The organism is Mesorhizobium sp. WSM4841, assembly GCF_055811515.1.
In genome coordinates this window covers 1-14453 of sequence record NZ_JBVVQC010000061.1, presented here as the reverse complement: position 1 = coordinate 14453, position 14453 = coordinate 1, and the positions used below count along the sequence as shown (strand labels likewise).

11 protein-coding genes and 3 pseudogenes are annotated in these 14453 nt (G+C 60.8%); 4 read left to right on the top strand and 10 right to left on the bottom strand.

Annotated features, from left to right (window positions below):
- Nucleotides 1-829 precede the first annotated feature (829 nt).
- The 3 genes and pseudogenes from AC0L14_RS34020 to AC0L14_RS34010 all read left to right on the top strand — a co-directional run bounded on the left by AC0L14_RS34020 (nt 830) and on the right by AC0L14_RS34010 (nt 3617).
- Nucleotides 830-1138 carry a hypothetical protein gene (locus AC0L14_RS34020; RefSeq protein ID WP_473752146.1) on the top strand — a complete coding sequence of 103 codons (309 nt, stop codon included), beginning with the start codon at nt 830-832 and terminating at the stop codon, nt 1136-1138.
- A 53-nt stretch (nt 1139-1191) separates the two neighbouring features.
- Nucleotides 1192-3172: pseudogene (locus AC0L14_RS34015) on the top strand (molybdopterin oxidoreductase family protein); the annotation flags it as partial.
- A gap of 28 nt (nt 3173-3200) precedes the next feature.
- The gene (locus tag AC0L14_RS34010; RefSeq protein ID WP_473752145.1) at nt 3201-3617 is read left to right on the top strand and encodes an aldo/keto reductase; all 417 of its coding nucleotides are present in this window, start codon (nt 3201-3203) and stop codon (nt 3615-3617) included.
- A gap of 298 nt (nt 3618-3915) precedes the next feature.
- Here AC0L14_RS34010 and AC0L14_RS34005 read toward each other — a convergent pair.
- The 10 genes and pseudogenes from AC0L14_RS34005 to AC0L14_RS33960 all read right to left on the bottom strand — a co-directional run.
- Nucleotides 3916-4170 (bottom strand): annotated as a pseudogene (locus AC0L14_RS34005) (NAD-dependent epimerase/dehydratase family protein); the annotation flags it as partial.
- A gap of 15 nt (nt 4171-4185) precedes the next feature.
- On the bottom strand, nt 4186-5256 hold the full coding sequence (gmd, locus tag AC0L14_RS34000) for a GDP-mannose 4,6-dehydratase (protein ID WP_473489157.1): 1071 nt from the start codon (nt 5254-5256) through the stop codon (nt 4186-4188).
- A gap of 463 nt (nt 5257-5719) precedes the next feature.
- A complete protein-coding gene (locus tag AC0L14_RS33995) occupies nt 5720-6292 on the bottom strand; it encodes an FkbM family methyltransferase (RefSeq protein WP_473489156.1) in 573 nt (190 codons plus the stop codon).
- Between the two features lie 767 nt (nt 6293-7059).
- The gene (locus tag AC0L14_RS33990) at nt 7060-7848 is read right to left on the bottom strand and encodes a hypothetical protein (RefSeq protein WP_473752144.1); all 789 of its coding nucleotides are present in this window, start codon (nt 7846-7848) and stop codon (nt 7060-7062) included.
- Between the two features lie 41 nt (nt 7849-7889).
- Entirely contained in the window at nt 7890-9227 is a 1338-nt protein-coding gene (locus AC0L14_RS33985) for an NAD(P)H-dependent oxidoreductase (protein ID WP_473529706.1), read from the bottom strand.
- A 46-nt stretch (nt 9228-9273) separates the two neighbouring features.
- Nucleotides 9274-9807 (bottom strand): dTDP-4-dehydrorhamnose 3,5-epimerase, encoded by a 534-nt coding sequence (gene rfbC / locus AC0L14_RS33980; protein ID WP_352963810.1) that lies wholly within the window; start codon nt 9805-9807, stop codon nt 9274-9276.
- A gap of 103 nt (nt 9808-9910) precedes the next feature.
- Nucleotides 9911-10993, bottom strand: a complete 1083-nt coding sequence (locus tag AC0L14_RS33975) for a GHMP family kinase ATP-binding protein (protein WP_123147937.1) — start codon at nt 10991-10993, stop codon at nt 9911-9913.
- A gap of 33 nt (nt 10994-11026) precedes the next feature.
- Nucleotides 11027-12082 carry an NAD-dependent epimerase/dehydratase family protein gene (locus AC0L14_RS33970; protein WP_473529707.1) on the bottom strand — a complete coding sequence of 352 codons (1056 nt, stop codon included), beginning with the start codon at nt 12080-12082 and terminating at the stop codon, nt 11027-11029.
- On the bottom strand, nt 12075-13343 hold the full coding sequence (locus AC0L14_RS33965) for an HAD-IIIA family hydrolase (protein WP_473752143.1): 1269 nt from the start codon (nt 13341-13343) through the stop codon (nt 12075-12077). Before AC0L14_RS33965 ends, AC0L14_RS33970 begins: the two co-directional genes overlap by 8 nt.
- A complete protein-coding gene (locus AC0L14_RS33960) occupies nt 13340-13957 on the bottom strand; it encodes an SIS domain-containing protein (RefSeq protein WP_473489150.1) in 618 nt (205 codons plus the stop codon). The genes AC0L14_RS33965 and AC0L14_RS33960 overlap by 4 nt, the downstream gene beginning before the upstream one ends.
- Before the next feature lie 176 nt (nt 13958-14133).
- Between AC0L14_RS33960 and AC0L14_RS33955 the strand changes: the two are divergent.
- A pseudogene (locus AC0L14_RS33955) lies at nt 14134-14256 on the top strand (bifunctional Delta(1)-pyrroline-2-carboxylate/Delta(1)-piperideine-2-carboxylate reductase); the annotation flags it as partial.
- Nucleotides 14257-14453: the final 197 nt, after the last annotated feature.

Below are 14453 nucleotides of genomic sequence, written 5' to 3'. Positions count from 1 at the left end.
GCATCTACTGATCCTCTCAAAAACGAGGGGTCAGTTCTTCGTTTCGTCTGGGGGTCAATTTCTCATTTCGCCCGACATGAGTTCCATAGACGTACTCGTCGGGATTGGCTGGCTTGACGCTGGAGCGGTAGAGCGCTGGCGGCGGGGGCAGATCGATTGCCTCGAGCGAGTTGTCAAGACAACCTGTCGCGCATCTCGAAAGCTATGACCCTGCTCCGCTCCTGGGCGACCAAACGCGGACTATCGGCAAGCCAGACGCATTTTGTCGCGCGCACGCCACGACGCCAGACGCTGCGCTTCAGTCGGAGCGGAAATCCTCCACTCGAGGGGCTGTACCGGACCCACTGTAGCGGGAGCGCAAAGGAAGCGCGATCGTTTGGCGGAGAGAGGGAGCGAGCCCCGGAGCTGGTGGCGGTCCAGCCCTTGAACACAGAGTGGTCTGCCACGAAGATCGGCGACACGGACAACCGGTTGCGGGAGAGTCCGAACGACAGCCGCAATGATGAAGGGCCGCTCCGGATCAGCCTTCAGGGGGAGGTTTCAAACCAGTCCGAACTGCTGCAGGCGCGGCGCAGAGTCACCGTCCTGCGGGACTTACCGGCACTCATAGCCAAGCCGCCTCGCCGCCCAGAAGCGATGTTGCATGGTTCCAGCCTAGCCGTTGCGCCAGCAGTGCATCCGCGAGCCAGCATCCAACGGAGCGTGGCAGGTCGCAGCGCTGGACGGCCACAAAAGCGCCGGTCAACGGTACGACGCAGCCAGCTCGGCACCGCCGCAATGGGCGCGGCTAGGCCAGCGCCGGGCAGCTGCTGGGTGGCGCGAGAGAGATTTGGGCCGCCTTGTTGGTGAGCATTTTTGCACTCTCCTGCGGGAGACGCGCCATCGGATGCTGGCATTGATTTTAGCCGGGGACCTGGAGCGCAGCCATTCGATACGAGTCGAGGCTCCGCGCGATCTGGCCGACGACCCCAGCGGCGATCGGCTCGATGCGCTTTTCTGCGCGATCCAGTCGGCCTGGGCGTGGACGATGCGAAGCGAGCGATACGGCGTGCCGGAACATCTCGATCCGCTCGAGGGCTGGATCGCCGATCCATCCCTCCGCGAGATCCAGGAACCCGCCGGTCCGGCTTCAGTCTGAACCCGGCGCCTCATCGGCTCGGCGTCTACTCGGCTGCGCCGCTCTCGGAAGATGCCAACGAGAACCGGCTCTGCGTCAAGGGTCGTTTCGGCTTCGATTATGCGATGTCGCCTGAACGGCTGACCAAACCGCTGATCCGCCGCGACGATGCGCCGAAGTCGGGCGATGCCGATATGCGCGGCGTCGATCCGCTGACCGTTTTTCGCGAGGCTACCTGGGAAGAAGCGCTTGCGCGCGCCGCCGGCGGGCTGAAGACGATCCTCAGGGATCATGGCGGGCAGGCGCTGGCCGGTTTCGGCTCGGCAAAAGGCTCGAACGAAGAGGCTTATCTGTTCCAGAAGCTGGTGCGCCAGGGTTTTGGCACCAACAATGTCGACCATTGCACCCGGCTCTGCCACGCATCGTCAGTGGCAGCACTGATGGAAGGCGTCGGTTCGGGAGCGGTTTCGGCGCCCTTCAACGACGCGCTGAAGGCCGAATGCATCATCGTCATCGGCGCGCGGCCGACCACCAACCATCCGGTCGCCGCGACCTATTTCAAGCAGGCGGCCAAGCACGGCGCCAAGCTGATCGTCATGGACCCGCGCGGCCAGGACCTGATGCGCCATGCGTCGCATTCGCTGCGATTCAAGGCTGGCAGCGACGTCGCCATGCTGAACGCGCTGATCCACGTCATCGTCGAGGAAAAGCTCTACGACGAGCAGTATATCCAGGCCAACGCTTCCGGATTCGAGGCCCTGAAGGCCAAGGTGAAGGTTTTTCGCCCGAGGCGATGGCCGAGGTCTGCGGCATCGAGGCGAGCGTGCTGCGCGACGTCGCCCGCACCTACGCGACCGCCGAACGGTCGATCATCTTTTGGGGCATGGGCATTTCCCAGCACACACACGGAACCGATAATGCGCGCTGCCTTATCGCTCTGGCGCTGATCACCGGGCATGTCGGCCGGCCGGGAACAGGCCTGCACCCACTGCGCGGCCAGAACAACGTGCAGGGCGCGTCCGATGCCGGGCTCATCCCGATGTATTTCCCCGACTATAAATCGGTCGAGAACATCGACATCCGCGGCGCATACGAGAACTTTTGGGGCCAGACGCTGGACCCGAAACGGGGCCTGACGGTCGTCGAAATCATCGACGCCATCCATGAATGTACATATTGGGCGAGAACCCGGCCATGTCCGATCCGGACCAAACCCATGCCCGGCAAGCGCTCGCCATGCTCGACCATCTCGTGGTGCAAGACATCTTCCTGACCGAGACCGCCTGGCACGCCGATGTGGTGCTGCCAGCCTCGGCGCATGCCGAAAAGCTCGGCACATACACCAACACCAACCGGCAGGTGCAGATTGGGCGTCCAGCACTCGAACTGCCAGGCGAAGCGCGTCAGGACTGGGAACTGATTGTCGATCTCGCTCGTCGCATCGGCCTCGACTGGAACTATAACCATGTCTCCGAGGTCTATGCGGAAATGGCGGCCGTGATGCCGTCCTTGAAACATATCTCCTGGGACCGCATCGAGCGCGAAGGTTCGGTGATCTATCCGGCCGACGGGCCCGACAACCCCGGCAATGAGATCATCTTCTCGTCCGGATTCCCGACCGCGGACGGACGCGGCCGCATCGTGCCGGCCGATTTGCTACCGCCTGACGAAGTGCCCGATGAAGAGTTTCCACTGGTGCTCACCACCGGCCGCCTGCTCGAGCATTGGCACACCGGCTCCATGACCCGCCGGGCGGGCGTGCTGGACGCGATCGAGCCACACGGCATTGCTGCGATGAATCCTTATGAGATCAAGCGGCATGGCCTGCGCCAAGGGGAGATGATTGCAGTCGAGACCCGGCGCGGGACGGTAGACGCCATCCTCCGCGCCGACCGGGAGGTCGCCGACGGCACGGTGTTCATGCCGTTCTGCTTCAACGAAAGTCCGGCCAACGCGCTCACCAATCCGATGCTGGACCCCTACGGCAAGATCCCGGAGTTCAAATACTGCGCCGCGCGAATTGCGCCGGCGGCGAAGGCCGAAGCTGCCGAATGAACCAGTACCGCGCCGACTGCGGCGCGCTGTGTCCGACACGGCTGCCGCCTATGGTGCCGGCAATGCCAAGCTGATCCTCGGGCAGGCGTTGAAGGGCAGGCACGAAGCCATCATCGTCACCAAGGTCGGCTATTTCGGCGATCCCGAAACGCGCAAGATCGCTCCCGACGATGCCTCTGCCGCGGCCAGGACATCGATCGACAATTCGCGGCAGCGCCTGCAGCGCGATTGTACGGACGTCGCGCTGCTGCATATCAATGAGTATCCTGATCGCGCGCCGGCGAGGTGTTCGATACGCTCCCGCCTGTTACACCAGGAGGGCAAGATCGGCTGCTGTTGGCGCGAGGGAGGAATAGGGTCGCTATGTTCGACTGTTTGGCTGTCGCGGAACTATACGGAACGATACGGGAAGAGTTCTGATTTTGGCCCACGAGAAAGCCAATGAAATCAACGTTCCCGGCACATCCTCCGGGCCCACCATACAGTCTGCTCGATCTCCGGGTTTTTCACCCGTCTCAGAATGGCGTCGACATTTCCGTAGGTTAGCACCGAGTAGTGGGCAACACTTGGCTGAGACGCCGCAGTGAGCGCCGAAATCACCTAGCTTTTGGCCATCCGTCTCCGTCAGGCGAATCCCGTAGCCAAGTGTTTGCCAAAGCGATGGTTGGCGTTGCGAGTTAGATGCTTGAGGGAGGGCGTCAGAAGCCGAGGAGCGCAGCCTGGCTGGTCCAGGCGTGCGGCAGCAGGAAATCGGCCGGATAGCGATCGTTGGCGAGAATCCCGCCGACCTTTGCGGCTGCGAGGACCACGGCGTCGGGCCTGGTTTCTGTCATCCAGCGATGCACGGCGTCCTGATTTCGAAGGTCGAGAACGTCGCGCGGAGCCATTAGGACCTCGCAGTTTTCCTCCTCCAATCGCCGCGCCACAGTCGAGCCGACCATGCCGCGGTGGCCAGCCACGAATATCCGTTTTGCGTCGAGCCGATAAGTGTAGTCCATGACCGGTGGCCCTCTCTAGACGCTACTGTCCATGTGCCAGCTCTCTCGCTCCAGACGTTTGAGATCGGCGGCCACCATTTCCGCCACGAGGTCGCTGAACGTCGTCTTAGGCGACCAGCCGAGCTTTGAGCGGGCTTTTGCCGGATTTCCCATCAGGAGATCGACGTCCGTCGGACGGAAATGGCGTGGGTCGACTCGGACGAGGATCTCTCCTGTCTTGCCATCCCGGCCGATCTCGTCCACCCCCTTACCTTCCCAGACGATGACGCGGCCGACTGCCCGGAAGGCACGTTCCACGAACTCGCGCACCGAATGGGTTTCGCCCGTGGCGAGGACGAAGTCGTCAGGCTCGGCGTGCAGAAGAATCCGCCACATGCCCTCCACATAGTCGCGAGCATGCCCCCAGTCGCGTTTCGCGTCCAGATTTCCAAGATAGAGGGTGGACTGAAAGCCTCGCTGGATACCTGCAACCGCACGTGTGATCTTGCGGGTCACAAACGTCTCGCCGCGCGTGGGGCCTTCATGATTAAATAGTATGCCATTGGAAGCGAACATTCCGTACGCTTCACGGTAATTGATCGTGATCCAATAGGCATAGAGTTTGGCCGCCGCATAGGGAGAGCGCGGGTAGAACGGCGTCTTCTCCGTCTGGGGCACCTCCTGGACTTTGCCGAACAGCTCGGAGGTTGACGCTTGATAAAAGCGCACCCGCTCTTCCATCTTCAGGATGCGTATGGCTTCAAGCAGCCTGAGTGTGCCAAGGGCATCGGCGTTGCCGGTATATTCCGGCGTCTCGAAGCTTACCTGGACATGGCTTTGGGCCGCAAGATTGTAGATTTCGGTAGGGCGCGTCTCCTGAATGATGCGAATGAGATTGGTCGCATCGGTCAGGTCGGCGTAGTGGAGAAAGAAGCGTGCGTCCGGTTCGTGCGGATCGACGTAGATGTCGTCGATGCGTTCGGTATTGAAGGAGGAGGATCTGCGTTTCAGTCCGTGGACAGTATAGCCTTTCTCCAGCAGCAGTCTGGCAAGGTAGGCACCGTCCTGACCGGTCACACCAGTTATGAGCGCAATGCGATCTGTCATCGTGCCCCATCCAATCGTTGAGGGCTGTGGTGGCGCCGTCGACCGACGGTCCGCCCCCGCACTCCTCAAATGAAAGGCGAAAGCGCTTTGTTCGACCAGAGTGTCATTGTGGGAAGCACGCCGGCAAAGGAGGTAATCCCCACCGCTCAATGCCCGTCACAGCTACTTCCCGTGCGTCCCCTTTCTGCTTGGCTAGCCTCGTCGGACGTAGCCGCCCTGCCGCGAGCCGTCAGTTCACAAGCGCTTGCGCCACCGCTTCTCCGCGAGCTGCTTGCCGCCCATGCTGCCATCGGCAATGCCGAACATGTGGGTCGTCTGACCAGTGCAGCGCGGGCCATGCCGGCTGAGAAACGTTCGCGTCCAGCCTGCATCTCGGGTCACCTGGCAAGCGTGGCGTCGGGGCGCTTGTTGCCGACGATCCCCGCCACCGACGGCGGCTTGTCGAAAGTTCTCGTAAGGCTTGTTATCGCGTCAGCAAAAATGACAATTCGTGGCCCGCAGGAGAAACATGGAACAGGGTGTACCCCTGGCCCTTTATCGCTTCCACTGTTCGGTAGGTTTGCTCCACCGGAGTGCGGTGCCACCAGTGGTGAAACTCGACGAGAATCTGTCTCGGTAAGACATCAGATCCAAGCACCTCTGGAAGGACGTCGTGCTCTGCCCCCTCAACGTCGAGCTTCAGCACATCGATAGTTGCCAGTCCGAGCATATCCAGGATAGTAGAGTAACGCCTCACGTTGCAGATAATGCTCTTGCCCGTAACCATCTTCGTGGAAAAATTGCTGCGTGTATCATCTTCGGACACAGCAAACGTCTGCTCCCCGTCGAAATTAGATATTCCCAGGGGGTAGATCCGCACAGTGGGGGGTAATTCCTGAGCGGCAATCCAGTCAAGACTGGCCGGAGTCGGATCAAACCCAAAGACCTTTGCGCCGAATACTTTGCTGATTTCCTGATCAAATGAAATGTCGTCCCCTAAGCCAAAGGAAAGAACAATAGGGGATGGAGTACCTAGAAGAGGCTCGACCGCAACCACCCAACCTCCATATACGGAGCCGAGTTTTTGTGTAGGAACAGAGCATTCGGGCCGGAGAAGATGATCGAAGCCTAAGGCCGCTCTTACAACGCGCTTACAATACCGGAGCCAATCTGGATTGTACATCAATAGTGCCTTTGGCTTATTTGTAGTAGCTGTTCCGCTTGACTGCGCCTTCCTCACCATGTCCAAAATGGACAAGAGCGCCAGATGGGTTCAGTCTGGCCCAACGCGGAGCGGCTATCGCCCTGTGAATTCTACATCATTTCCTCCCGCGACCAGAGTGTCATTGTGGCAGGCACTCCAGCAAAAGGAGGTAATCCCCATCGCTCGGCGTTCGTAACAGATGCTGCGGGAGCGTCGCCTTGGGCTCGGCCAACGTCTTCGCCCCGCTGCATAGGAAGTAGCCGCCCCGCTGCGATCGCCGGCTCACGAGTCCCTACGCCGATGCCCTGTCCGAGGGCTGCGTGCCGGCTACTTGCGGAGCCGAAGGAGTGGTGATCCTGTTCGTTGCGGAGCTGAACGCAGGGGAGGGCGGGCCTTCGCGGTTCGAACGAAATTGACCTTGGGCTTCGCCGAGCGGAGCGATCGGGCTTTTTGAACAGCGGCCGCGCGACGTAGTGGGTACTCGAAATGGCAGAGGTAATAGGGCCAGTGGAAGCCGTATGGGGGGCCTTATCCAGCTGCCGCATGCATATTTTTTGATCCGTTGCATTGTGGTAATTCGCCGCTGTTGCGAACCCTTCAGCATGGCTTCACACCAGTTCCTACTGGAGAAGCCCTTTGGCAAGTTCGCGCAAGTCCTGAAACGCAATAACAAGGTATGAGACCAGAAAGCTGCACAGATAGAAGCTTGGTGCGGCGCCGCGCTCCCACCGGAGAAACAAGGCGCCGAGTTCAAGGCTCGGGCGCGTTTGTGCTAGCCATGCCAGGGTCGCGGCCAAGGCGAGACTACCCAGAGCATTGGTCGGGTAATGCAGCCCCAAGTAGACTCGCGCAAGCTCTATCACCAAGGTGCAGGCCAGGGCGAGGAGTCCGAGTTCGAAGCGAACGAGAAGAATGGCGATCGCTAAACCCGCGAACAGAACCGCTCGCTCGCTGGGGAACCCGGGGCTGCCGGCGAACGGCGCTGAGCGCAGAACGGCAGCGTCGCCCAGAACCTCCGGGATATGAAGCCCAACTGCGGCGTCAAAAATCGGCTTTGGCGTCGTCGGCAGAGTGCCCTGCAGGAAATGCGCGACGAGCGCCGCGAGGACAGCTGCGCAGACGCCGCTCACCAGCCTTGCCCTCGATTCCGGCCTGTCATGGGCGAACCAGCAATACCAAAGCAAGGACACAACTATAGCGCCCTCGGTTGTTGGGTAGACGGCACCGAAAGCGAGCCGGCTGGCGAAGGGCTGATTGCTCGCTACGGTGTTAATGGCCTTTACGAGGGGCCTGTCGATCCAATCCGGGTTAAGGGCCAGGAAAGTCGTACCCACAAAGAGGAGGCAAAGCGCGGCGGCATGCTTCAGGTAATGGAAGTCGGATAGCGTTCGCGCCATCGGTTCGGCCATCTCGAACCTCCTCGGGCTCGGTCTGCGGAACATCCCGCTAACTAAGCGGTTGTAAGAACCTCGCGCTGCGGTGACGCGGCAGAGCTGCCGAAGAAGACAAGATCCTGCGCCCGGCGCAGCGCGTCGCACAGCCGCCCTACCGGAAGCTCGATGTCGTCATAGCCGAGCACCTCGTCGCGCTTGACGTCGCGCAGCAGTCGGCAGCCCTCGGCGAGCCCGATCGGCACAAGCCGCTCGGCGTGCACCGTCGGCGCGTTCTCGCAGAGGCCATAGGTCATGTAATGTCCGAGGCCATCGAGGATCTCTCCGGCACTAAGGTCCCGCTTGGCGGCGGCCACCACGTCAACGGTCGGCGCGCCCAGGGGCGCAATCGCAGCATCGCGGAAGATCGCGGCCCTCGCCACCGTGAAGGGCACCTCGAAATGACACAGATGATAAGGCCAATAGAAACAGTAGAGCGGCCCGGGGCCCATCTTGTAGAGTGACAGATAGTGTTTCTCGACGGCATTCTCTGTGGTGCCAAGAACGAAGACGCCGGGGTTGGGCGTGGCGCCGACACAATAATCAACTATCCCCGGCCCCTCGAGGAGCTGATTGAGCGGATACCAGCCGACCGCCTCCTGGATCGGGGTCCCGGGCTCGACCACAGGCCCGTACATGCCGCGCTTGGCCACCAGCATGCCTGTGGCGTTAGCGACGATGGCGTTCTCGAATGAGATCTTCGTGCCGTCCGCGAAGGAGGTGACCATCGGGGCCTTCATCCCCCATTTCTTGGCAAATCCCTCCTGGGTCGTCGGATTTCGGTAGGGATCGTGCAGGCCCTTGATGTTCCCGCAAAGCACGGGACGTATGCCCAGGCCCCTGACCCAACGGTAGAGGTTCATGATGACGCCCGGCTGATCCCCCTCCACATTGGTGAGGACCACGCCTGCCTGGTCGGCATACACTTTCAGGATTGGGCCGATCGTGCCGTCGAGTTCGGCATTCATCAGGGCGACATGCTTGCCGTGCCGGATCGCGCGCATTGTGACGTGGGCAGCGAACTCGATCGCGCCTGTCGCCTCGACGACGATGTCGATGCCTTCGGCCTCGCAAATGTGCATCGGGTCCGCCGTGATCGCGCGGCGGCCGCTGGCCACGAGATCCTCAAGCGCTTTGGTGCTGGTCGCCTCCGTCACATCGTCCGCGCCCGCAGCGGCATAGGCCTCTCGCGCCTTTTCCACGTGTCTGTTGGAAATGGCTGCGAGTTTCATGCCCGGAACATGTCGCAGCATCTGCATCGCGATGCCTCGGGCCATGAAACCGGCCCCCACCATACCCACGCGAATTGGACGCCCCTCAGCCTGGAGCAACTCCAACTCCCTGTCGACGATGAACATTTGCGTCTCCTCTGTAGCGCTCCCGCAAGTTCGTCGCCGAGAAAGGTCATTCGGCGTAGTCCGGCCAAGTTCGGTCCTTATCTGAGATCACCGCCGGCTCATCCACTGGCCACTTCACGGCGAAAGCAGAATCGTTCCAACGAACACCGCGTTCGGCTGCAGGTGCATAGAATTCGGAGACGAGATACGTGGCCTCGGTGTGGTCCTCAATGGTGAGAAAGGCGTTCGCGCAGCCCTTCGGTATCACCAGCATCCGTTGGTTCGCCGCGGAAAGTTCCACAGTGAGGTGCTGCTTATAGGTGGGCGACTCGGGCCGCAGGTCGATCAGCACGTCGTACAGGCTGCCCCGTATGCAGCGAAGCATCTTGTCCTCGCCATGGGGAGCCAGCTGGTAGTGGAAGCCGCGCAGTGTATGCTTGTGCCTGTTGTATGAAATATTCATCTGCACGACATGATCCGGAAGCCCCTGCTCGGCAAATTCCCGCGAACACCAGCCGCGTGCGAAAAAGCCCCGCTCGTCTTCGAATTTCTGCAGTTCCACCAGGGTGGCGCCGGGAATATCGGTCTTTGTGAAAAGCATCGTAGATCGATTGATCAAATGAGTGTCACGTCGGGTCGCATCTCCGACGCTCTCCTGAGGGTTGCTCGCGCCGGCGGTCCGCTTGTGCGATCGCGGGACGGCATCAGACTTGCGCCGGATGCAAGAGGCGCGAGCCGTGGACTTCATAGCCGATAGGCACATAGGCTAGGTGTGAGAGTGCGCGTCTTACGCTTTCCCGGCGTTCCGGCTTGACCGCGAACATAAGGAATCCGCCGCCGCCGGCGCCGCACAGCTTGCCGCCTTCCGCACCTGCGTCCCTGGCGAGGTCGTAGTGGCCATTGATCGCCGCGTTACTCACGCGGGACGCCAAACTCCGCTTCATCTCCCACCCTGCGTGAAGGACGGCACCGAAGCGTTCTATGTCGATGACGGGCTCCGAAAAGATCTCCTGAAGCATGAAGGCATCGTCCCGCATCCGCCTGAGCGTATCGAGATTGCTTGACGTGTTCGCCTTCTGCTCTGCCAGCACGGAACTGGCCGGTCGCTGATGCGATGTCCAGAACATCATCAGGTTGCTGAAGAGATGTTCGACGGCGCCATTGCGCACCCGCTGCGGCTCGACCGTTACCGCGCCGCCAGGCTGGAAGCGGAACAGGTTCATGCCCCCGAACGCGGCGGCATACTGGTCCTGCTTGCCAATCGGCTCCTTGAGGATGTCCATCTCGATGTGACATGCCTCTTCGGCGAGTTGGCCAGGGGTGACACGTTCTCCCCGGAATGCATGTAGGGCGTTGAGCAGTCCCACCGTGAACGAGCTCGACCCCCCCATGCCCGTCGAGGCAGGCATGTCTCCGACCGTCGAGATGTAAATCGGCGGTTCGATCTCCAGGAAACGCAGGCATTCGCGAGCGATGTTGTTCTTGATCTCCCCTATGGTGTTTACCTGCTCTGTCTGTGAATAGTTCAAGCGGATGGGTTCATTAAAGATCTCGCTGTGACGCTTGACGGTGACATAGATGTACTTGTCCACTGCCGCGCTGAAGACCGCGCCGCAATCGAGATTGTAGAAATCGGGCAGGTCGGTACCGCCGCCAGCAAAACTGACGCGCAAAGGAGTGCGCGTCAGGACGAGAGACGGTAGACGCTGTGCAGCGCGATCGATGATGGTCAGAAGGTCCAGTCCTGAGCGGCGCCCCACGGCTTTGGTATCGTCTAGCTGTTCCATATTTTGCCCTCTCGAAAATCAACGGAATGAAAATTAGGCAACACGCGGCTGTGCGGTTCGCCAGCGCAGCTGATCATCGAGCATCCCCGCCTTGAGCAAATGATCGAGCCAGCGCAGCCGCGTGAAGCGCTTGTCGGTAAAGTCTTCAAATCTAAGTGCGATCGAGCGGAACGCCTCGTAAAGCTCCTGCGCTCCCTTTCGCGCCGTCGACTGAAACTCGAAATCCGGGAAAGTCCGTGAGAACTTGCTGAAGTCCGCCTTGTAGGTCCTTTGGTCCGCGCCCGGCTTCGGTGTCATTGTGAGCTGCGCGCCGGGGACGGCGTCAACGGCGATCTCCGCTATCTCGCGCACCTGAAGATTGAGGCTTTCAACACCCATGTTGAACGCCTCATTGTGGATGTCCTGTAGCGGCGCCTCCAGCATCAATTTGAAATAGCGCGCGACATCCTGGACATGAACCACGGGCCGCCATGGCGTGCCATCGCTATGGACTTCGACGTGTCCAGTTGTGCAGGCGCTGCCCATGAAATTGTTCAGCACGGTGTCGAAGCGCATTCGCGGCGAGAGACCATAGACGGTGCCGTTGCGGCAATAGACGGGCGAGAACCGGTCGTCCGCCAGCGCGCGCAGCGCTTCTTCGGCAACAGCCTTCGATCTTGCGTACTCTGTTTGCGGCGCCAGCGGGGCGGTTTCGTCGACGACGGCGGCTTTCGACATGCCATACATGATGCAGGAGGAGGAAAATAGGAACCGCCGGATGCCGGCCGCCTTGGCCATCGTGGCCAGACGAACTGTCCCTTCCGCATTGATCTGCCTCGTCCAATCCGCGTTGAGATTTCCGATCGGGTCGTTCGAGAGTGCCGCCAGATGGATCACCGCGTCAAAGCCCTGGAGATCCGGGGGTTCGATAGCGCGCAGATCCTTTGTGATCTCGGGCACACTGGTATTGTCGGCTCCCAGGGTGCACGCACGAAAATATCCCATGTCCAGCCCGACCACCTCATAGCCCGCCGCCTGCAACACGGGCACCATGACAGAACCGAGATATCCATTGTGTCCGGTGACGAGAACGCGTGTTGGTTCATTCATGTCTGCCCTGCTCCGCTTTCGAAAGGAGTTGACGGGTGAGGTCCAGAAGCGAGCATTGCTCGCTTACTTGCGCATATAGGCAGTCCGCGGCTTCGGCCGCTTGACGGTCACGATCGTCATCGCCGACAAAGAGTGTGCGTGTGAGGTCGAGATCAAAGTCGCGCTGTGCCTGATACAGCATGCCGGGTTTGGGCTTGCGGCAGTCGCAGCCGTCGTCCCAGCCGTGTGGGCAGTGGTAGATCTCCGCGATCTTGCCGCCGACGGCTTCGGACTCGGCGCACATGCGCTGGTGAAGCGCCTCGAGATCAGCGGCGGTCATCGCTCCGCGCGCTATCCCTGCCTGGTTCGAGATGATGACTATGCGGTAGCCGGCCTCGTTCAGAAGGGCCAACGCCTGCTTTGCACCCGGAACCCACTCCCACTGGTCCCATGAACACACATATTGAGCCCGTGGCGGTCTGCAGTTGAGTACGCCGTCCCTATCTACGAGCATGGTTTTTTCGCGTCTCATAAAGCGCTCCGTCGCGGGTAGACGCTCGATCGAGCCCACGCTGTAATAGCGGTGCTCGCTCACGAAGCCGGCGAGGCGATGCTGCGTCGCGAGCGGCGTGTAGATGGCCTCCTCGAAGAGGGTGTCCTCGTCGGGCAGGAGTTCGAGGGCGAGATCGGTCAGTATGGCATAGCTGATCTCGACTCCCTGCAGCCCAGGCGTGGTGCGGAGCCGGTCGAAGACGGTCACATTGTCGTCCGCATCAAGGATCACGCTGCCGCGTGAATAGCCGTCCTTGTTGCTGTAGACCGTGATCATTCCAGGCTTGCCGGCCGCACAGAAGCGTTGCCACAGCCGCTCCATGCGCATCGGCCAGTAATTGTCACAATACAGCAGCAGGAAGCACGGATCTATGAGGTGACGGGCATTGGATACCCGGCTGCTGGTGAGGTCGTCGGGACGGGTGACGGCATATTCGATACTGAGGCCCAACCTGCTGCCGTCGCCGAAGTGGTCCATCACCACATGGGGCAAATACCCGAGTAGAAGAAGAACCCTTTCGAACCCCTCCTGCCGCAGCTGTTCGATCTGGTATTCCAAAAAAGGGCGGCCGAGCACCGGCACCATTGGTTTCGGGCGGTCGAGTGTGATCGGCCGCATGCGCGTGCCACGCCCGCCGGCCAGGATGACCGCCTGGCGCGGCCGGCTGTAGGTGCGGCCCTCGACATCTGCCTTTCGCAGGCAGGGAGAGCTCGGCAGGACAATATTCATTGACCGCGCTCCGGTCGGTCGGCGACGAGGTATCGCGTGATGGCATGACAGATCGCGGCGTGGGCGTCCTCGACGAGTTCGTAGGTGCCTTTTTCAGACCGCACCCATACTGGCTGATCGACGAGCTCTTTAAGCGTGCCGCCGTCAAAACCGACAATGCCGATGGTGGCTACCTTCCTTTCGCGAGCGAGTTCGACTGCCCGCACGAGATTAAGCGAGTTCCCGCTGGCTGAAATCACTATGAGCACGTCACCCGGCTTGGCGAAGTTCTCCATCTGGCCGGCAAAGATACGCTCGTAGCCTTCGTCATTGCCGAGCGCCGTCATCCAGGAGACGTTGTCTGTCAGGCCCATGACCCGGATTGGCTGCCTTCCCGAGCGCTTCGTGGCCTTACCGAGGTCATTGACCCAGTGGGAGGCGGTCGCTGCGCTGCCGCCGTTGCCGGCGACGAAGACTGTGCCGCCCGCATCGCGTACGGCGCGCAGCATCTGTATCGCCTCCTGCACGGCATCCGTATCGATCTGCGCCAATGCGATGCACAGCGATGCCAGATAATCCTGCGTGAATTCTTTAGGCTGCAACCAGAGGGCATCATACGCGAACATTTGCGACATCCCACCACTCCCTGATCGATCGCGAGCTCTGTTATGCCACCGTCGATGGCTGCAATAGGTGAGCCATCATCACAGTGCGAGCACTTCGAGTTCAATTGCTATTCCGAATGCTATTCCGAACGGAAGCCGGCGGGCGGCGCTCATCGGAGGTACCTAAATCCCTTGTTCTCTCCGTTGCGGCCGGCACGTCGGCAGGCGGCCATATCGGCGTCAAGATCGTCACGGTGTCGCCCGACAACAATGCCGTAGGCAAACCCGCGGTGATGGGGCTTTACCTCCTGCTCGACGGCGGGACGGGCTGCGCATTTCATGCGCTCTTTCGGCACCACGGAGAGAACAAGGGATATTCCTTTTAGCTACCTCCGGTGAGCGCGCCGCCCGCCAGCTTCCCGTTCGGAATAGCAATTGAACTCGAAGTGCTCGCACGCTGTGATGATGGCTCACCTATTGCAGCAATCGAGGGTGTGGCATGACAGAGCTCGCGATCGATCAGGGA